Here is a 19,093-nt window from a genome sequence, read left to right as displayed (position 1 = left end):
CGGTGGCCGGCGTTGCCAAGGAAGACATCATCAAGCAGTACGCGCTCAGTGACGGCGACACCGGATCCCCTGAGGTCCAGATCGCGCTCCTGACGGGTCGCATCTCGCACCTGACCGCGCACCTTCAGGAGCACAAGCACGACCACCACAGCCGTCGTGGTCTGCTGCTCCTGGTCGGACAGCGTCGTCGTCTGCTCAACTACCTGCAGAACAACGACATCGAGCGCTACCGCTCGCTCATCGAGCGTCTCGGTCTGCGCCGCTAGAACCCCCTGAGGCGGTCACTTCCCTGTGGAGTGACCGCCTCGTTTCACAACTGCACATCGCATCACCCACGACGAGAGTGCCCAGGCATGACGTGCTCGGTCCTCGGTAGTGGCCCTCGGGATGTTCCACCGAACGCCCGCAGGCCTCGATCGAAGACCGACAAGGTTCCACCGTCTGGCACCTCTCGTCCCAACAGGCAGGCCTAGGCCTGCGGAAGGGACTTCCATGTCGGAATCCACACTTCACACCGCTGAGACCGTCATCGACAATGGCAGCTTCGGCACCCGCACCATCCGCTTCGAGACGGGCGTCCTCGCCCAGCAGGCTGCCGGCTCCGTCGCCGCCTTCCTCGATGACGACACCATGCTGCTGTCGGCCACCACGGCCGGCAAGCACCCCAAGGACCACTTCGACTTCTTCCCCTTGACGATCGACGTCGAGGAGCGGATGTATGCCGCCGGTCGCATCCCGGGCTCGTTCTTCCGCCGTGAGGGACGCCCCAGCGAGGACGCGATCCTCACGTGCCGCCTGATCGACCGCCCCCTGCGCCCCACGTTCAAGAAGGGTCTGCGCAACGAGGTCCAGGTCGTCATCACGGTCCTGGCGCTCAACCCCGACACCCCCTACGACGTCCTGGCGATCAACGCGGCCTCCGCGTCGACGCAGATCTCGGGACTGCCGTTCACCGGCCCGGTCGGCGCCACCCGCGTCGCCCTGATCGACGGCCAGTGGGTCGGCTTCCCGACGCACAGCCAGCTCGAGAACGCGGTCTTCGACATGGTCGTCGCCGGCCGCATCGCCGGTGACGACGTCGCCATCATGATGGTCGAGGCCGAGTCGACCGAGGCCACGTGGGACCTCGTCCAAAGTGGCGTCCAGGCGCCCACCGAGGAGATCGTCGCCGGTGGCCTCGAAGCCGCCAAGGTCTTCATCAAGCAGCTCTGCGAGGCGCAGATCGCGCTCGCCGAGACCGCTGCCAAGCCGGTCCGGGACTTCCCGATCTTCCTCGACTACGAGGACGACGTCTACGAGGCCGTCGAGAACGTCGCCAAGGCCGACCTCGCCCAGGCCCTCACGATCGTCAGCAAGGCTGACCGCGAGGAGCGCGAGTCCGAGATCAAGGCCGACGTCATCGACAAGCTCGGCGAGCAGTTCGAGGGTCGCGAGAAGGAGATCGGCGCGGCTGTCCGCTCGGTCACCAAGGCCGTCGTCCGCGAGCGCGTCCTGCGCGACAAGGTCCGCATCGACGGCCGTGGCCTCGAGGACATCCGTGCCCTCAGCGCCGAGGTCGGCATCGTGCCCCGCGTCCACGGCTCGTCGCTGTTCCAGCGCGGCGAGACCCAGATCATGGGCATCACGACGCTCAACATGCTGGGCCTCGAGCAGAAGCTCGACACGCTCTCGCCCGAGACGTCGCGTCGCTACATGCACAACTACAACTTCCCGCCCTACTCGACCGGTGAGACCGGCCGGGTCGGTTCGCCGAAGCGCCGCGAGATCGGTCACGGTGCCCTTGCGGGCCGTGCGCTGCTCCCGGTCCTGCCGACGCGCGAGGAGTTCCCCTACGCGATCCGTCAGGTCTCCGAGGCGCTCAGCTCCAACGGCTCCACCTCGATGGGCTCGGTCTGCGCCTCGACGCTCGGCCTGCTCAACGCCGGTGTGCCGCTGCGCGCGCCGGTCGCCGGCATCGCGATGGGCCTCATCTCCGGTGAGATCGACGGCCAGCAGACGTTCGTCACGCTGACCGACATCCTGGGAGCCGAGGACGCCTTCGGCGACATGGACTTCAAGGTCGCCGGAACCCGTGAGTTCGTCACCGCCCTGCAGCTCGACACCAAGCTCGACGGCATCCCCGCCGACGTGCTGGCCGGCGCGCTGACCCAGGCGTACGGTGCGCGTGTCGCGATCCTCGACGTCATGGCCGAGGCCATCGACGAGCCCGACGAGATGAGTCCCTACGCCCCGCGGATCATCACGATCAAGATCCCGGTGGACAAGATCGGTGAGGTCATCGGCCCCAAGGGCAAGATCATCAACCAGATCCAGGACGAGACCGGCGCCAACATCTCGCTCGAGGACGACGGCACGGTCTACGTCGGTGCCGAGAGCGGCGAGGCTGCCGAGGCCGCGCGTGACGCGATCAACGCCATCGCCAACCCGACGATGCCCGAGGTCGGCGAGCGCTACCTCGGCACCGTCGTCAAGACGGTCGACTTCGGCGCGTTCGTGTCGCTGGCTCCCGGCCGCGACGGCCTGCTGCACATCAGCAAGCTGCGTGAGCTCAACGGTGGCCAGCGGGTCAACAACGTCGAGGACGTCGTCTCGGTCGGCCAGAAGATCCAGGTCGAGATCGCCGAGCTCGGCGACCGCGGCAAGCTCTCGCTGATCCCCGTCCTCGAGGACAAGGGTGACGCGGCTGCTCCCGCCGAGGAGCCGGTCGGCTCCGACGCCTGATCCGTACGTCTGTGAAGGGCCCCGTCGCACTGCGGCGGGGCCCTTCGCCGTCTCCCCTGTGAGAGCATCACCCGGTGACGACACCCCCTGAGGTCCTGGACGCCGCGGACCCGCTCGCCGCCTTTCGCGACAGGTTCGTGCTCGACGACGACCTGGTGGCCTACCTCGACGGCAACTCGCTCGGTCGGCTGCCGCGGTCGACGCTCGACCGGCTCGGGTCGTTCGTCCGTGACGAGTGGGGGAGCCGGCTGATCCGAGGGTGGGAGGACTCCTGGGTCGACCTTCCGGTCAGCGTCGGCGACGAGCTGGGTGCGGCCGTGCTGGGAGCCTCACCGGGCCAGACCGTCATCGCCGACTCGACCTCCGTCAACCTCTACAAGCTGCTGCACGTCGCCGCCGCGCTGCGACCCGGCCGCGACGAGATCGTGGTCGACGCGACGAACTTCCCGACCGATCGGTACCTCGTCGAGGCAGTGGCTCAGGCCCGTGGTCTGACGGTTCGCCGGCTGCAACCCGATCTCGTCGAGAACGTCACGGTGGACCTCGTCGCCGAGGTGCTCAGCGAGCGTACGGCGGTCGTGGTGCTCAGCCAGGTCGACTACCGGTCGGGGACGCTCGTCGACCTCGCCGGCGTCACCCGTGCGGTGCACGAGGCCGGCGCCGTCGTCGTGTGGGACCTCTGCCACTCGGCCGGTGTCGTGCCGGTCGACCTCGACGCGTCCGAGGTCGACCTCGCGGTCGGGTGCACCTACAAGTACCTCAACAGCGGGCCGGGCGCGCCAGCGTTCCTGTACGTCGCCGAGCGGCACCTCGCTCAGGCGACGCAGCCGATCGCCGGGTGGTGGAGCGCTGCGGACCTCTTCGCGATGTCCGACACGTACGAGGTCGCGCCCACGATCCGGCGCATGCTGAGCGGCACGCCCCCGGTCAGCGGCATGGTGGCGGTGCAGGAGGGCGTGCGCATGATCGCCGAGGCCGGCGTCGATGCCATCCGCGCCAAGTCCAAGTCGTTGACGGCGTACGCGATCGAGCTCCTCGATGCAGCCGGGCTCGAGGTCGTGACGCCCCGCGACCCGGCGCTGCGGGGCAGTCACGTGACGGTGCGCCACGGGGACGCACGCGCCGTCACCGACCGGATGATCGCGCGTGGCGTCGTGCCCGACTTCCGCGAGCCCGACCTGATCCGGCTGGGGCTGTCGCCGCTGTCGACGTCGTTCGCCGAGGTCGAGGCCGGTGTGAGAGTGCTGGTCGAGCTGTCAGGCTGAGGCTCAGCCGGGCGCGCGCAGCGAGTCGCGTTCCTTCTCGAACTGTCGGCGGCCGATGAGCTTGTAGAGCAGTCGAGCCGGTGCCGGCACGCGTGCCAGGAGGTCGGTCCGCTGCTCGGGCGTGGCATCCTCGAGGATGTAGCCGAGCTGGACCAGGCGACGATTCTTCGGGATGGCGGCGAGGCCTTCCTCACCCAGCCGGTTCCACTCGTGCTGGTACAACGAGCTCGTCGCGACCGGCAGGATGTTCTCCTCCTCCTGGCCGAGGTGGTCGTTCAGCGTCGCCGAGATGACGTCGAAGTGCGCAGCCAGCGCATCGCGGCTCTCCGCCGAGCCGGCCGCGGTCCACGTCGAGGCGAGACCATCGACCTGCTCGAGGAGCGCGGCGACCTGGGCGTGCTGCTCCTTCATGAGCCCTACGTGGATCGCACATGCCGGTGAACGCTCGACGAGGGTGTCCCAGAGGATCGTGTCCTCGCCGTGATGGTGGTGGTGCAGGCCGGTGACGAGCTGGGTGAGGAAACCCGACACCCGGATCGCCTTGTCGACGTCGCCCTCCGCCACGTTGCGCACCATCGGGCCGGCCAGGCTGAACTCTCGCCGGAACATCGCGTGGATCATCTTCATGTCATCGGTCTGGCAGCCACGCTGCGCGACGCCGTCGGTCATCTCGAGCCTCCCTGTGCGACCCCGATCCGGCCATGCTAGAGCTGGAGCGGCGGTCGCGTCCGCCGAATCGTCTCGTACGATCGATGGCATGACACGGGTCGCGGTGCTGGGTGCCAAGGGGCGCATGGGTGCGGAATCGGTCCGGGCGCTGACCGCCGCCGACGGCATCGAGGTCGTCGCCGAGGTGGACGTCGACGACTCGCTCGACCTGGTCGCCGAGTCGGGTGCCGAGGTCGCGCTCGACTTCACCCAGCCGGCCGTCGCCCTCGACCACGTCACCTGGTGCATCGAGCACGGTGTCGACGTCGTCGTCGGCACGTCGGGCTTCGACGACGCCAGGATCGACCGGGTGCGGGCCCTGCTGGGCGAGGCGCCGTCGACCGGCGTGCTGATCGTCCCCAACTTCTCGATCGGTGCGGTGCTGATGATGCGCTTCGCGGCCACCGCGGCGCCGTTCTTCGAGTCGGTCGAGGTCATCGAGCTGCACCACCCCGACAAGGTCGACGCGCCGTCGGGCACGGCCACGCGCACCGCCGAGATGATCGCGTCAGCGCGTGCCGCCGCCGGCTCGCCGCCGTTGCCCGACGCCACCACCACCGACCCCGAGGGCGCGCGGGGAGCCAAGGTCGCCGGCATCCCGGTGCACGCGGTACGCGCACGCGGGTTCACGGCGTCACAGGAGGTGCTGCTGGGCGGCCCGGGCGAGACCTTCTCGATCCGCCACGACTCGATCGACCGGTCGTCGTTCATGCCGGGTGTCGTCGCCGCCGTACGGGCCGTGTCCGGCCGGCCCGGGGTCACCATCGGTCTCGACGCCGTCCTCGGGCTCTAGAGCATCCGCACGAGCGCCGCGGTCAGCGCGGCGGCCACCACGACCGGGAGGAACGGCACCCGGAGCGCGAGCAGCACCGCGGCGACGACGAGGCCGAGCAGCCGGGCGTCCACGCGCAGCGTGTCGCCGGTGGCGAAGACCTGCACCGCGATCAGGGCACCCAGGAGGGCCACCGGGATGAGGCCCGCCGCTCGTACGGTCACCGGGTGGTCGAGCACGCGCTCGGGCACCGACAGCCCCGCGTACTTCAGCGCGAAGCAGCCGACGATCATGATGACGATGCCGAGCCACAGCGTCGTCATGTCGAGTCCTCGGGACGCCAGAGCATGCCCAGCACGACAGCAGCCGCGCCGCCGAGGATGATCGGCAACCCTGCTGCGGTCCACGGCACCAGGCCGAGTGCCACCGCGGCCCCGAAGAGGGCCACCAGGCGGGCGTGCCACGACGTCAAGCGGGGCCACAGCAGCCCGAGGAAGGCCGCACCTACGGCGGCGTCGAGGCCGTACGTCTCAGGGTCGCCGATCGCGTTGCCGGCCAGCGCACCGACGAGCGTCATGAGGTTCCACAGCACGAAGATCGAGATGCCGGTCCAGTAGAAGCCCAGGCGCGCCTGCCTGGTCGTGTCACGGGTCACCGCCATCGCGGTGGACTCGTCGATCACGAGGTGGGCCGAGGCGAGTCGCTGCGGCGCGGTGAGGTCGAGCTTCTTCGCGATGCTGAGGCCGTAGAAGAGGTTGCGGCTGCCGAGCAGGATCGCGGTCAGCGCACCGGTGACCGGGTTGCCGGCCGCGGCGACCACGCCGACGAAGGCGAACTGCGAGGCTCCGGTGAACACCAGCAGCGAGAGCACGCAGGTCTGCAGCACGTCGAGGCCATTGGTCGTCGAGATGGCGCCGAACGAGGCGCCGTATGCGCCGGTGGCCAACCCGACCCCGAGCGAGTCGGTGACGACGGATCGGTCGGTCGTCATCCGATGGCGGTGTGCAGCCGGATCTGCTTGAGGGTCTGTCCGGTCTCGGTGGCCAGCTCCCGGTGGGCGCCGTCGGCCTCCCAGCCGGACTCGGTCACGAAGCCACGCAGCACGTCGTCGGTCGAGTCGACCCACCAGACGGCACGGGTGAACCTGTCGGCGCTCAGGGTGTCGACCGCCGCCTGGAGCAGCCGGGAGCCGTGGCCGGAACGCTGGTGGGCGGGATCGATGACGAACTCCCCGATCTCGCCGTCGGCGACCTGGTCGGCGTCGGGGTCGTAGCAGGGGTGCACGAGGGTGAACCCACGCACGTCGGCGCGCTCCAGGGCCACGAGCACCCGCATGCGGGCGTCCTTGGGCGAGCTCAGCGTCGTGGCCCACCGCTCGGCCAGCTCTGCGGGGTCGAGCGCATCGATCACCTCGGCGGGGACCAGGTCGGCATAGCTGGCGCGCCAGCTCGCGAGCTGCACCCGGACGATCGACGTGGCGTCGTCGGGCCACGCCAGCCGGGCGCTGACGTCGGCGGTGGGACCGGTCATGCCTCCAGGAAGCTCTCGACGAGGTGGGACTCGGCACCCTGCGAGTCCAGCATCGCCGCGGTCATGGAGGTGTTGCGAAGGCTCGGCCAGGTCTCCCACCCGATGACGGCGAGGCCGGGGAACCCGGCGATGACCAGGGGCCATCCGCCGTAGTCGCCCACGAACGTCACGACGCCGGCCGGCAGGAGGGTGGCGAAGCAGTAGAAGAACTTCCGCACGGTCTGGGCCGCGAACACGCCGACAGCCTGGTTGCGGAGCTCGAGCGGCGGTGCGTCGGCGGGCAGCGGCGACGCGGTCAGCCAGACCCGCTCGGCGAAGAACGCGCCGATGGCGATGGGGACGACGAGGCCGATCGCGAGCCACACCGGAGGGTAGTCGGCGTCGGAGCCGCCGAACATGAAGAACAGCAGCACCAGGAAGCCGCCGACCAGCCCGATCTGCAGGAGGGCGAAGTTGCGGACCTCTTTGGGTGTGGCGTCGTACTCGGTGCTCGGCATGCTCAGAGTTTCGCACACGATCCGTCGGTCGCGATTGATAGTCTGCGGACATGCGGGCCTACCTCGATCTCGTCCAGCGGATCCTCGACGAAGGGGTCGCCAAGGGCGACCGGACGGGCACCGGCACGCGCAGCGTCTTCGGCCACCAGATGCGGTTCGACCTGAGCGAGGGCTTCCCGCTGGTGACGACCAAGAAGGTCCATCTCAAGTCCGTCGTGGCCGAGCTCCTGTGGTTCATCGCGGGCGACACCAACACCGGCTACCTGCGCGACAACGGCGTGACGATCTGGGACGAGTGGGCGGACGACAACGGCGACCTCGGCCCGGTCTACGGCTACCAGTGGCGGTCCTGGCCCGCTCCCGACGGCGAGCACATCGACCAGCTCGCCGCGGTCATCGAGCAGCTCAAGGTCAACCCCGACTCCCGCCGCCACGTCGTGAGCGCGTGGAACGTGGCCGAGCTCGACGCCATGGCGCTCATGCCGTGCCACGCGTTCTTCCAGTTCTATGTCGCCGAGGGCAGGCTCTCGTGCCAGATGTACCAACGCTCGGCCGACGTGTTCCTCGGCGTGCCGTTCAACATCGCCTCCTACGCGCTGCTGACCCACATGGTCGCCCAGGTGGCGGGCCTCGAGGTGGGCGACTTCGTGCACACGCTCGGCGACGCGCACCTCTACGTCAACCACCTCGACCAGGCTCGCGAGCAGCTGACCCGCGAGCCGCGACCCCTTCCTGAGCTGTGGCTCGACCCTTCGGTGACCTCGATCGACGACTTCACGCTCGACTCGATCAAGGTCACCGGCTACGACCCGCACCCGGCGATCAAGGCTCCGATCGCGGTATGAGGCAGAACCGAATGCCCTCAGCACCGTGACGGTCACGATCGTCGTGGCGATCGGGTCCAACGGTGTCATCGGCAACGACGGTGAGCTGCCGTGGCCGCCGACAGGCGACCTGGCGCAGTTCAAGGCGCTGACGATGGGCCATCCGATCATCATGGGCCGCACGACGTACGAGTCGATCGGTCGCCCGCTGCCCGGACGGACCTCGATCGTGCTGACTCGCAACCCCGAGTGGCAGGCCGACGGCGTCGAGGTCACGCACACCTTGACCGAGGCCCTGGCCCGGGCGCTGGATCGCGACGACGAGGCGTTCCTGATCGGCGGGGCCCAGGTCTATGCCGAGGCGCTCGCCGCGGGACTGGTGGACCGCATGGTCGTCACGCACGTGCACCTGGCACCCGACGGCGACGCCTGGTTCCCCGAGCTCGACTGGTCCACGTGGACCGAGGTGAGCCGCGAGGCGTACGACGGCTACGACATCGCGACCTACGACCGCACCTGACCGCTCAACGGGGTGGGGGGTCGGCTCGGGGCGGCAGCTCCTCCTCGATCTTGGGGATCTGGCCGGTGATCCGGGCGGCGCGTTGCTCGCCCTCGACGTCACCGCTGAACAAGCCGCCGGGCTCGGACCGGTTGCGCCTGGGTGCCGACCGCTCGACCGACTCGACGCGGAACCGGGGAAGGCCGGCCTCGTTCTTGCTCTGCAGCCAGTCGACCATGTGCTCGCGGACGAAGCAGCGCAGGTCGAACAGCGTCGGCGCGTCCTTGGCGGTGACCAGGATGCGGATCCGGACCCAGCCCCCGACGGCGTCGGTCACCTGCAGCACGTTGACCCGACCGTCCCACAGATCCGTCGTGGGCAGGATGCGTTCGAGCTCACGCCGCATGCCGTCGGGGCTGACCCGCCAGTCGACGTCGAGCTCGACCGAGCCCAGCAGCTCGGAGTGCTTGCGCGTCCAGTTCTGGAACGGTGTCGAGGTGAAGTAGGTGCACGGCAGCACCATGTTGCGGTCGTCCCACAGCCGGATCACGACATAGCTCAGCGTGATCTCGTCGACCCAGCCCCATTCGTCCTCGACGATCACCGCATCGCCGTAGCGGATCGACCCGCTGAACGCGATCTGCAGGCCGGCTATCAGGTTGCTCAGGGTCGACTGGGCGGCGACGGCCGCGACGACCGAGATCAGACCGGCGGAGGCGAGCACGCTGGTGCCGACAGCGCTCACGCCGGGCAGGCTCAGCAGCACGGCGGCGACGGCGAGGATCGCGATCACGACCACCGTCAGCCGCCGGATCACCGAGGCCTGGGTGCGCGCCCGCCGGGCGGCCAGGTTGTCGGCGACGTCGAGGCGGTAACGACGCAGGCCGAGGTCCTCCAGCGACAGGACCACCGCGGCGACCAACCACGCGACCGAGACGATGATGACGATGCGCATGCCGAGGTTGACCGCGCGCCCAGCCTCTTCGTAGGCCGACCACGGTGCATCGCGGCGGACGGCGACGGCCAGCGCGATCAGCAGCACGACGATCCGGAACGGGATCCGGGCGGTGCGCTCGAGGTGCCGAGCGACCGGCGATCGCCGGGCCAGGACGCGGATGACGAGGAACGCCACCACCATCACGGCCAGCGCGACCGCGACGGCGATGGCGACGGAGACCGTGAAGTCGGTCCAGGCGTCGCTCATGATGTCCTCGTCCCCGTCGTGGGTAGTTCAGCTCACCAGGTGAGCTCGATCTCCAGCTCGTTCTCGTCGCCGAGCTCGACCTCGACCTTGAGGTTGACCTCGTCAGGGACGCTGACGGTCACCCGGCGGCCGTCGCGCTCGAGCTCGACGGAGTTGTGTCGGGACAGGGCGTCGGCGAGGGCGTGCAGCTTGGCAGCGGCCTCCTCGCGCGACAGGCGCTGGGTGGTGTCGAGCTCGAACAGGTCCACGAGGTCTCCTGACGTCGAAGTGCGGCTTGCTCCGGACTGTACCGGTGCCCGCGAGTGGGTGTCGGACGCCGGAGCCGCCCCTCAGAACAGGATCGCCAGCTGACGGCTCTGCGCCACCAGGTTGCCGGCCTCGTCCCACAGCTCGCAGTCCTCCTCGTGAAAGCCGTTGATGACGTGACGGGTCGTCAGGCGGGTCGCGATCCAGCCCGGCACCGGACGGCGATGCAGGTGGACCGTGAGCTGGACGGTCATCGACTGGGCCTCGCCGATCTCGAGGACCGGGGGTGCGTAGGAGTCGCAGAGGAACGCCAGGGCCGGCAGGTCGATCTCGCGACCACCCGCGAGGCGCTGCCAGATCTCGGCTGTCGGGTCGCCGCTCGGCTCGCCGAGGGCCCACCCGGGCGCCGAGCCGAGTCGGTAGTCGACGCGGTCGAAGATCGTCGACGCCGGCATGGAGTCGGGGAACGCCTTGGGGTCGAGGCAGTCGTTGGGTGCGGGCAGCGCCGGGGGAGTGCCGAGCTCGAGGGAACGGCCCCCGTCACGTGCGCCGAAGCTGGCGAGCAGCTGGGCGATGTGCCGGTCGCCCTCCCAGAGCGCCGCCTCGCCGGTCTGGACCCGGCGGCCCCGCCGCAACGAGGTCGTGCGCAGCTCGGCGGGGCCGGTCTCGGGGGAGGCGAGATAGGTCACTGCGCCGACCATCGGGTCGTCGGCCACCATCTCCTCGCCGAGCCCGCGCAGCATCGCCGCGAGGATGTAGCCGCCGTTGGGCTTGCCGAGCGGCGTGTTCCACCGGTCGGTGAGGGTCAGGTCGCGGATGCCGTCGCCCCGCGGCACGGACGCCGTGTCGACGTCGTAGATGTCCTCGGAGGGGATGCCGGTGTGCTCGGTCACGTACCCATCCTGCCGGTCGCCGCCGACCCGGCCCGAAGCGGTAGCCTCGTGGGTATGACGTCGCCGCTCGCCACTGAGGCTGCGCCCTTCGGGCGTGTGCTGACCGCCATGGTCACGCCGTTCACCCGCGAGGGTGAGCTCGACCTCGACGACGCGCAGAAGGTCGCGACCTACCTGGTCGACCAGGGCAGCGACGGGCTCGCGGTGAGCGGGACGACAGGCGAGTCGCCCACCACCACGGTGGCCGAGGACGGACGGCTGCTGGCGGCCGTGCTCGAGGCTGTCGGCGACCGCGCCACGGTGCTCGCCGGGGTGGGCACCAACGACACGCGCCACTCGGTCGAGCTGGCCGAGCAGGCCAAGAAGGCCGGCGCGCACGGGCTGCTGCTCGTGACGCCCTACTACAGCAAGCCACCGCAGGCGGGCGTCCTCGCGCACATCAACGAGGTGGCCCGGGCCGGCGACGACACGCCCGTCATGCTCTACGACATCCCTGGTCGCACAGGCCTGCAGATCGCCGACGAGACCTACGCGCAGCTGGCGGACCACCCGCTCGTGATCGCGATGAAGGACGCCGTCGGTGACCTCAACCGCGGCGCCTGGCTCATGCGCGAGACCGGCATCAAGATCTACTCCGGCGACGACCCGGCCAACCTGCCGTGGCTCGCCATGGGCGCCAGCGGCGTCGTGAGCGTCGTGTCCCATGCGGCTGCGGGTGCGTACGCCCAGATGGTGGCGGCGGTCGACGCCGGCGACCTGCCCGCGGCACGAGCGATCAACGACCGACTGCTTCCCGCCGTCAAGGCGATGATGACCTACACGCAAGGTGCGATCACGTCGAAGGCTGCGCTGCAGCTCCTCGGCGTCCTCGAGCACCGCACGATGCGTTCACCCCTGCTCGAGGCCACCGAGGAGGAAGTCGCGATCGTTCGCGACGGCCTCGTGGCCTCGGGCCTTCTCTGAAAGCCCCAACATGAGCCACATGCACCTCGAGCTCGATCCGCCTCCCGCACTTCCCGAGGGCGCCCTCCGCGTCATCCCGCTCGGCGGGCTCGGCGAGGTCGGCCGCAACATGACGGTCTTCGAGTACGACGGCAAGCTCCTCGTCGTCGACTGCGGTGTCCTCTTCCCCGAGGAGCACCAGCCCGGCGTCGACCTGATCCTGCCCGACTTCGGGCCCATCCGTGATCGCCTGCAGGACATCGTCGGCATCGTCCTGACGCACGGGCACGAGGACCACATCGGCGGCGTCCCCTACCTGCTGCGCGAGCGCGAGAACATCCCGGTCATCGGCTCGCAGCTGACGCTGGCGTTCCTCGAGCCCAAGCTCAAGGAGCACCGCCTCAAGGACGCGCCCAAGTACGTCGTGAGCGAGGGCGACATCCAGTCGTTCGGCCCGTTCGAGTGCGAGTTCGTCGCGGTTAACCACTCGATCCCCGACGCCCTCGCCGTCGCGATCAAGACCCCGGCCGGCGTCGCGCTGCACACCGGCGACTTCAAGATGGACCAGCTGCCGCTCGACGGCCGCATCACCGACCTCCGCGCGTTCGCCCGCCTGGGCGAGCAGGGCGTCGACCTGTTCCTGACGGACTCGACCAACGCCGAGGTTCCCGGCTTCACCACGTCGGAGCGCAACATCACGCCGGCGATCGACGCGGTGTTCGCCAGCAGCAGCCGGCGCATCATCGTCGCGTCGTTCGCCTCCCACATCCACCGCGTGCAGCAGGTCATCGACGCCGCCGCCAAGCACGGCCGCAAGGTCGCCTACGTCGGCCGGTCGATGGTGCGCAACATGCAGATCGCGCGCGAGCTCGGCTACCTCCACGTTCCCGACGGCGTGGTCGTCGACAAGATCGACGCCGCCCCGCCGCACGAGATGGTGCTGATGTCGACCGGCTCGCAGGGTGAGCCGATGGCCGCGCTGTCGCGCATGGCCAACAACAGCCACCAGCAGGTCAGCCTCGAGCCGGGCGACACCGTGCTGCTGGCGTCGTCGCTCATCCCCGGCAACGAGAACGCGATCTACCGCGTGATCGACGGGTTGACCAAGCTGGGCGCCAACGTCGTGCACAAGGGCAACGCCCTGGTCCACGTCTCGGGTCACGCCTCGGCCGGCGAGCTGCTCTACTGCTACAACATCGTCAAGCCCACCAACGTGCTCCCGGTGCACGGCGAGATCCGGCACCTGCACGCCAACGCCAAGCTCGCGACCGCGACCGGCGTGCCCAACGTCCTGCTGGCCGAGGACGGGTTCGTGATCGACCTTGTCGACGGCCACGCCTCGATCACGGGTGCCGTGCAGTGCGGCTATGTGTACGTCGACGGCTCCTCGGTCGGCGACCTGACGGACTCCGAGCTCAAGGATCGTCGGGTTCTGGGCGAGGAGGGCTTCATCTCGGTCGTCGTGGTCGTCGACTCGACCAACGGCAAGATCGTCTCGGGTCCGGAGATCCACGCTCGCGGCATCGCCGAGGACGACTCGGCCTTCGACGAGATCCTGCCCAAGATCGTCTCGGCGCTCGAGGAGTCGATGGCTGAGGGCAACCACGACTCGCGGCAGCTGCAGCAGGTCGTGCGCCGGGTCCTCGGGTCCTTCGTCGGCCGCAAGCTCCGCCGCCGGCCGATGATCCTCCCGGTCGTCATCGAGGCCTGAGGGCTCCTCGCGCCTGCCGCGGGCGCGTTCTCACATCGCTGCATGCACGACTGTGCGGACAGTGTTACCTCGTGCTGACCGATTGACCCGATCGGGCGAAACACGCGCTGCCTAGCGTCGGGGCCATGACGAGCCTCGTGACCAAGACCGACCCGCAGCCCACACCCGGCGGCTCCCGCCGCCGCAGCACCGGCAGCTGGATCGACGAGTGGGAGCCGGAGAACCCGGCGTTCTGGGAGTCGACCGGCCGCACCGTCGCCCGTCGCAACCTGATCTGGTCGATCTTCGGCGAGCACCTGGGCTTCTCCGTCTGGCTGCTCTGGAGCGTCAGCGCGGCGCTGCTGACCCGCGCAGGCTTCGCGTTCACGCCGCAGCAGCTGTTCTGGCTCGTCGCCGTCCCGAACCTCGTGGGCTCCCTGCTCCGGCTGCCCTACACGTTCGCGGTGCCGAAGTTCGGCGGCCGCAACTTCGCGGTCTTCAGCGCGCTGATGCTGCTGCTGCCGACGTTGCTGTTCGCGTGGTTCGTGCAGCGACCCGACACCCCGTACTGGGTCTTCATCGTGATCGCCGCGACCGCCGGCGTCGGCGGTGGCAACTTCGCCTCCTCGATGGCCAACATCAACTTCTTCTACCCGACCCGGCTCAAGGGCACGGCGCTCGGGCTCAACGCTGCCGGTGGCAACTTCGGCGTCTCGGTGATCCAGTTCTTCCTGCCGATCATCGTCGGGGGCGCGGGGGCCTTCGGACTGGTCAAGGCCAGCGAGAGCGGGATCGTGCTGCAACGCGCGGGCTACCTCTACGCGGCCCTGGCGGTGGTCGCGGCGCTGACGGCGTACTTCTTCATGAACAACCTGAGCGCGGCGTACTCCAGGCCCCGCGAGCAGCTCGCGGTCGTGAGGTACAAGCACACCTGGGTCATGTCGTTCCTCTACATCGGCACGTTCGGCTCGTTCATCGGCTACTCGGCCGCGATGCCGCTGCTGATCAAGATCAACTTCTTCCGCTCGCCGATCCCGACCGAGTCGATCGGCATCAACTTCGCCTACTACGCCTTCCTCGGTGCGCTCGTCGGGTCGCTGACCCGGCCCGTGGGTGGCTGGCTGGCGGACAGGTACGGCGGTGCGCGCGTCACGTTCGTGACGTTCGTGGCGATGATCGTCGGCACGTTGACGGTGTTCTACACGCTGACGCTGCTCCGGCCGGTGCCGGTCGCTCCGCCGGAGAAGATCGCCGAGTGGACGAAGGACCCCTCGTCCTTCCCGGGCTTCTCGCCCGAGGTCGTGGTGGCGGTCGAGCACAACTCCGACATCTTCCCGTTCTTCCTCGTCGCGTTCCTGTTCGTCTTCGCGGCGACGGGGATCGGCAACGGGTCGACGTACCGCATGATCCCGCTGATCTGGAAGAGCTACGCGCTCGACGTCGGCGCGGACGGCACGCCGGAGCGCGCCGCCGCTGAGAAGAAGTCCACCAAGGAGGCCTCGGCCGTCATCGGGATCGCCGGTGCCATCGGCGCCCTCGGTGGGTTCCTGATCCCGATCACGTTCAGCTCGCCCTGGGTCGACGACCCGGTCGAGGCGGTCAAGAACGCGTTCGTCGTGTTCACCGTCTTCTACGTCATCTGCCTCGCGGTGACCTGGGCGTTCTACCTGCGGCCCAGGGCGCACATGACGAAGGTCGGAGTGTGATCTGCAGGTGACCGACACCCACTGTCCCTACTGCGCGCTGCAGTGCGCCCAGGTGCTGGGCGGCGAACCCCTTGCCGCCGAGCCGCGGGCGTTCCCCACGAACGTCGGGGGCATGTGCCAGAAGGGCTGGACCAGCGCCGAGCTGCTGCGCGCGCAGGATCGCATCACGACGCCGCTGCGGCGTACCCCGACAGGGTTCGAGCCGATCGGCTGGGACGAGGCGCTGGACGACATCGCCGCCCGCGTCCGCGCCGTCCAGGCCACCGACGGGCCGGACGGTGTCGCGGTGTTCGGCGGGGGAGGGCTGACCAACGAGAAGGCGTACCAGCTCGGCAAGTTCGCGCGGCTCGCCCTGCGGACACGCCTCATCGACTACAACGGCCGGTTCTGCATGTCGTCCGCCGCAGCGGCCGCCAACCGTACGCTCGGCGTCGATCGAGGACTGCCGTTCCCGCTGACCGACCTCAACGACGCCGACGCGGTGATGCTCTTCGGCAGCAACCTGGCCGACACGATGCCGCCGGCCGTCCAGCACCTCGGGCCCGTGCGCGAGCGCGGCGGGCTCGTCGTGGTGGACCCACGCCGCAGCGCGACCGCGAGGCTCACCGAGGACGGCGCGGGCGAGCACGTGCAGCTCGTGCCCGGCACCGATCAGGTGCTGGTCCTCGGGCTGCTGCACATCGTGTTCGCCGAGTCCCTCGCCGATCACGACTACCTGGCTGCCCGGGTCGATGGCGTCGACGGCGTACGCCGCAGCGTCGCCGAGTGGTGGCCCGAGCGGGTCGCCGCCACGACGGGCGTGCCGGAGACGCAGCTCCGCCGCATCGCCCACGCGCTCGCTGATGCGAGCCCGCACCGTGGCGGCAAGGGCGCGTTCCTGCTCACGGGCCGTGGCTCGGAGCAGCACGTGGACGGCGCGGACACGGTCACGGCGGTCATCAATCTGGCGCTGGCGCTGGGACTCGTGGGCGCCGATCGTGGCGGCTATGGCGCGATCACGGGGCAGGGCAACGGCCAGGGTGGCCGCGAGCACGGGCAGAAGTCCGACCAGCTGCCCGGCTACCGCATGATCGCCGACCCGGCGGCTCGCGAGCACGTCGCCGCGGTGTGGGGCGTCGATCCTGCCGTCATCCCGGGTCCGGGCGTTCCCGCGGTCGAGCTGCTCATGAGCCTCGGCACGCCCGGTGGTCCGCGCGCCCTGTTCGTGCACGGCAGCAACGTCCTCGTCAGCGCGCCCGACGCCGGCGTCGTACGTCGACGGATCGAGTCGCTCGACCTCGTCGTGGTGTGCGACTTCGTCCCGTCCGAGACCGCGATGCTCGCCGACTACATCCTCCCGGTGACCCAGTGGGCCGAGGAGGAGGGCACCATGACCGGCCTCGAGGGCCGCGTGCTCCGCCGACGCAAGGCGGTCGAGGCACCGGACGGCGTACGCTCCGAGCTCGAGATCTTCGCGGCGCTCGCGGACCGGCTCGACGCGCCGGGCACCTGGGCGACCGAGCCGCGAGAGGTCTACGACGAGCTTCGCCGGGCCAGCTCCGGCGGACGCGCCGACTACGCCGGCATCTCGTACGAGCGGCTCGACGCGGGCGAGGCGCTCTACTGGCCCTGCCCGACGGAGGACCACCCGGGCACGCCCCGGCTGTTCGCGGACACCTTCCCCACGCCGGACGGCCGGGCCCGGATGATCCCCGTGCGCCCGGTCGGCCCGGCCGACGCGATCCGGGCCGAGGCACCCGTGTGGTTGGTGACCGGACGGGTGCTCCAGCACTACCAGTCCGGCGCACAGACCCGGCGAGTCGCGAAGCTCAACGACTCGATGCCCCGGGCGTACGTCGAGATCCATCCCGTGCTGGCGGACCGCATCGGCATCGAGGGCATCGACGACATCACGATCACGTCCAAACGGGGCTCGATGGTCGCCCAGGCGCGCATCAGCCCCGACATCCGGCCCGACACGGTGTTCGTGCCATTCCACTTCGCGGACGAGGGCATGGTCAACGCCGTCACCAACGCGGCGACGGACCCGGTCTCCGGGATGCCGGAGTTCAAGGTGTGCGCCGTCCAGGTCGCGAGGAGCGGGGCATGAAGGTGGTGGTGATCGGCGCCGGGATGGTCGGCAACCGCTTCGTCGACGAGCTCGGACGCATCGCCCCGGAGATCGACGTCGACCTGCTGGGCGAGGAGGCGTACGAGCCCTACAACCGCGTCCTGCTGACCGAGCTCGTCGCCGGTCGTGTCGACCTCGCCGGCCTCGCACTGCCGACGCCTGACGAGGGGCGGGTCCGCGTACGTCCGGGAGTCGCCGCGCTGGAGATCGATCGTGATCGGCGGCGCGTCGTCACGGCACAGGGCGACTTCGAGTACGACCACCTCGTGCTGGCCACGGGTGCCCGCGGCCGGGTCGTCCCGATCCCGGGACTGCGTGACGGACTGCCGCGCGGCGCCCACGTGCTGCGCAGCCTCGACGACGCCCGCGACATCTCCGCGGCGGCGCTCAACGTCGACACGGCAGTCGTCATCGGTGGTGGTCCGCTCGGCATCGAGCTCGCCTGCGGGCTGGCGCACCGCGGCGTCGCGGTCACCGTCATGTCGATCATGCCCACGATGCTCGACCGAGACCTCGACCCGGCGGTGGCGCAGGTCGCGGCGGACGCCGCCATGGACCTCGGCATCGACTTCGTCGGCAGCGCGCAGATCGCATCGGTCGGCGTCACAGACGGAAGGGTCACGGCGGTACGCCTGGCGGACGGCACCTCCTACCCCGCGGGGCTCGTCGTGCTGGCCGCCGGCACGGCTCCGGAGACCGGCCTGGCTGGTGCGGCCGGTCTCGAGACCAACGTCGGCATCGTCGTCGGAGCCGACCTGCGCACGACCCAGGACCCTCGCATCTCCGCGATCGGCGACTGCGCCGAGACGCCGACCGGGTTGAGCGGGCTGGTCGCGCCGGGCTGGGCGCAGGCGCGGGCACTGGCACGCAGCATCGCGCACGACGCGGACCTCGAGCTGCCGCCGATCGCCGGCTCGGCGATGCGCCTGAAGGCCGTCGGCTTGAGCATCGTCACGATGGGCGTGCGCGCCTCGACCGCCGAGGACCGGGACCGCGTGGTGACCCTCGCCGACCCGCGCGAGCGGCGGCACGTCGAGCTCGTCGCCCGCGGCGACACCCTCGTGGGCGTCACGTGCGTCGGCGCCCCCGACCTCGCAGCACACCTGTCGACCCAGTTCGACCGGCCCGGCATGTTGCCCCGCGACCCGATGCACCTGCTGCTGGGCACTGGCTCGACCGGGGTGGTAGAGAGCGCCTCGCCGACCACGATGCCAGCCGCGACCACGGTGTGCCGCTGCAACGGCGTCACCAAGGGCGACCTGGTGCACGCCTGGGACGGCGGTGCCACGACGGTGGAGGCGCTCGCCGGTGCGACGCTTGCGACGACGGGTTGTGGGGGGTGCACGAAGCTGGTGTGCGGCATCGTCGACTGGCTCCGGGAGACCGATCCGCCCGAGATCTCACAGGGTGCCGACGCGGACCGTGAGACAACCGTTCCGTCGAGGTAACACGCGGACCGCTGACCTGAAATCTGCGCTTCCTACCG

19 protein-coding genes are annotated in these 19,093 nt (G+C 69.9%); 11 read left to right on the top strand and 8 right to left on the bottom strand.

The annotated features are described in order from the left end of the window. Nucleotides 1-2 precede the first annotated feature (2 nt). From rpsO to kynU, 3 genes are all read left to right on the top strand, one after another. Nucleotides 3-266, top strand: a complete 264-nt coding sequence (gene rpsO / locus AB0N22_RS06690; protein ID WP_364639248.1) for a 30S ribosomal protein S15 — start codon at nt 3-5, stop codon at nt 264-266. 226 nt (nt 267-492) lie between these two features. Next, nucleotides 493-2,721, top strand: coding sequence for a polyribonucleotide nucleotidyltransferase (locus AB0N22_RS06685; protein WP_364637407.1), 2,229 nt, complete (start codon nt 493-495; stop codon nt 2,719-2,721). A gap of 74 nt (nt 2,722-2,795) precedes the next feature. Next, entirely contained in the window at nt 2,796-3,986 is a 1,191-nt protein-coding gene (kynU, locus tag AB0N22_RS06680; protein WP_364637405.1) for a kynureninase, read from the top strand. A gap of 3 nt (nt 3,987-3,989) precedes the next feature. Here kynU and AB0N22_RS06675 read toward each other — a convergent pair whose 3' ends face one another. After that, nucleotides 3,990-4,655, bottom strand: a complete 666-nt coding sequence (locus tag AB0N22_RS06675) for a hemerythrin domain-containing protein (protein ID WP_364637403.1) — start codon at nt 4,653-4,655, stop codon at nt 3,990-3,992. Between the two features lie 88 nt (nt 4,656-4,743). Between AB0N22_RS06675 and dapB the strand changes: the two genes are divergently transcribed. Beyond that, nucleotides 4,744-5,487, top strand: coding sequence for a 4-hydroxy-tetrahydrodipicolinate reductase (gene dapB / locus AB0N22_RS06670; protein WP_364637401.1), 744 nt, complete (start codon nt 4,744-4,746; stop codon nt 5,485-5,487). On the opposite strand, the gene AB0N22_RS06665 is transcribed toward dapB, so the two are convergent. Genes AB0N22_RS06665 through AB0N22_RS06650 form a run of 4 tightly spaced genes read right to left on the bottom strand, consistent with a single transcriptional unit; the run spans nt 5,484 to nt 7,493 of the window. Further along, nucleotides 5,484-5,789: an AzlD domain-containing protein gene (locus tag AB0N22_RS06665; protein ID WP_364637399.1), complete on the bottom strand. Its 306-nt coding sequence runs from the start codon at nt 5,787-5,789 to the stop codon at nt 5,484-5,486. The genes dapB and AB0N22_RS06665 overlap by 4 nt on opposite strands. After that, entirely contained in the window at nt 5,786-6,457 is a 672-nt protein-coding gene (locus tag AB0N22_RS06660; RefSeq protein WP_364637397.1) for an AzlC family ABC transporter permease, read from the bottom strand. The genes AB0N22_RS06665 and AB0N22_RS06660 overlap by 4 nt, the downstream gene beginning before the upstream one ends. Next, on the bottom strand, nt 6,454-6,996 hold the full coding sequence (locus tag AB0N22_RS06655; RefSeq protein ID WP_364637395.1) for a GNAT family N-acetyltransferase: 543 nt from the start codon (nt 6,994-6,996) through the stop codon (nt 6,454-6,456). Before AB0N22_RS06655 ends, AB0N22_RS06660 begins: the two co-directional genes overlap by 4 nt. Beyond that, the gene (locus AB0N22_RS06650) at nt 6,993-7,493 is read right to left on the bottom strand and encodes a hypothetical protein (protein WP_364637393.1); all 501 of its coding nucleotides are present in this window, start codon (nt 7,491-7,493) and stop codon (nt 6,993-6,995) included. Before AB0N22_RS06650 ends, AB0N22_RS06655 begins: the two co-directional genes overlap by 4 nt. A 50-nt stretch (nt 7,494-7,543) precedes the next feature. Between AB0N22_RS06650 and AB0N22_RS06645 the strand changes: the two genes are divergently transcribed. Then, nucleotides 7,544-8,338: a thymidylate synthase gene (locus tag AB0N22_RS06645; protein ID WP_364637391.1), complete on the top strand. Its 795-nt coding sequence runs from the start codon at nt 7,544-7,546 to the stop codon at nt 8,336-8,338. A 25-nt stretch (nt 8,339-8,363) separates the two neighbouring features. Further along, nucleotides 8,364-8,837: a dihydrofolate reductase gene (locus tag AB0N22_RS06640; protein WP_364637389.1), complete on the top strand. Its 474-nt coding sequence runs from the start codon at nt 8,364-8,366 to the stop codon at nt 8,835-8,837. Nucleotides 8,838-8,841: 4 nt separating this feature from the next. On the opposite strand, the gene AB0N22_RS06635 is transcribed toward AB0N22_RS06640, so the two are convergent. From AB0N22_RS06635 to AB0N22_RS06625, 3 genes are all read right to left on the bottom strand, one after another. Continuing rightward, nucleotides 8,842-10,020, bottom strand: a complete 1,179-nt coding sequence (locus tag AB0N22_RS06635; protein WP_364637387.1) for a mechanosensitive ion channel domain-containing protein — start codon at nt 10,018-10,020, stop codon at nt 8,842-8,844. A 32-nt stretch (nt 10,021-10,052) separates the two neighbouring features. Then, nucleotides 10,053-10,268: an amphi-Trp domain-containing protein gene (locus AB0N22_RS06630; RefSeq protein ID WP_364637385.1), complete on the bottom strand. Its 216-nt coding sequence runs from the start codon at nt 10,266-10,268 to the stop codon at nt 10,053-10,055. 81 nt (nt 10,269-10,349) lie between these two features. After that, entirely contained in the window at nt 10,350-11,159 is an 810-nt protein-coding gene (locus tag AB0N22_RS06625; protein WP_364637383.1) for a thioesterase family protein, read from the bottom strand. 54 nt (nt 11,160-11,213) lie between these two features. Between AB0N22_RS06625 and dapA the strand changes: the two genes are divergently transcribed. From dapA to AB0N22_RS06600, 5 genes are all read left to right on the top strand, one after another. Continuing rightward, nucleotides 11,214-12,122, top strand: coding sequence for a 4-hydroxy-tetrahydrodipicolinate synthase (gene dapA, locus AB0N22_RS06620; RefSeq protein WP_364637381.1), 909 nt, complete (start codon nt 11,214-11,216; stop codon nt 12,120-12,122). A 10-nt stretch (nt 12,123-12,132) separates the two neighbouring features. Beyond that, nucleotides 12,133-13,812 (top strand): ribonuclease J, encoded by a 1,680-nt coding sequence (locus AB0N22_RS06615; protein WP_364637379.1) that lies wholly within the window; start codon nt 12,133-12,135, stop codon nt 13,810-13,812. A 125-nt stretch (nt 13,813-13,937) separates the two neighbouring features. Further along, complete coding sequence (locus tag AB0N22_RS06610; RefSeq protein WP_364637377.1) at nt 13,938-15,497, top strand: nitrate/nitrite transporter; 1,560 nt, start codon at nt 13,938-13,940, stop codon at nt 15,495-15,497. A 7-nt stretch (nt 15,498-15,504) separates the two neighbouring features. After that, the gene (locus tag AB0N22_RS06605; RefSeq protein ID WP_364637375.1) at nt 15,505-17,586 is read left to right on the top strand and encodes a molybdopterin oxidoreductase family protein; all 2,082 of its coding nucleotides are present in this window, start codon (nt 15,505-15,507) and stop codon (nt 17,584-17,586) included. Next, entirely contained in the window at nt 17,583-19,055 is a 1,473-nt protein-coding gene (locus AB0N22_RS06600; protein WP_364637373.1) for an FAD-dependent oxidoreductase, read from the top strand. The genes AB0N22_RS06605 and AB0N22_RS06600 overlap by 4 nt, the downstream gene beginning before the upstream one ends. The last annotated feature ends 38 nt before the right edge of the window (nt 19,056-19,093 follow it).

This window comes from Aeromicrobium sp. NPDC092404 (assembly GCF_040684095.1).
In the GTDB taxonomy this organism is placed as follows: Bacteria; Actinomycetota; Actinomycetes; order Propionibacteriales; family Nocardioidaceae; genus Aeromicrobium.
This window is presented reverse-complemented; position numbering and strand designations above follow the sequence as displayed.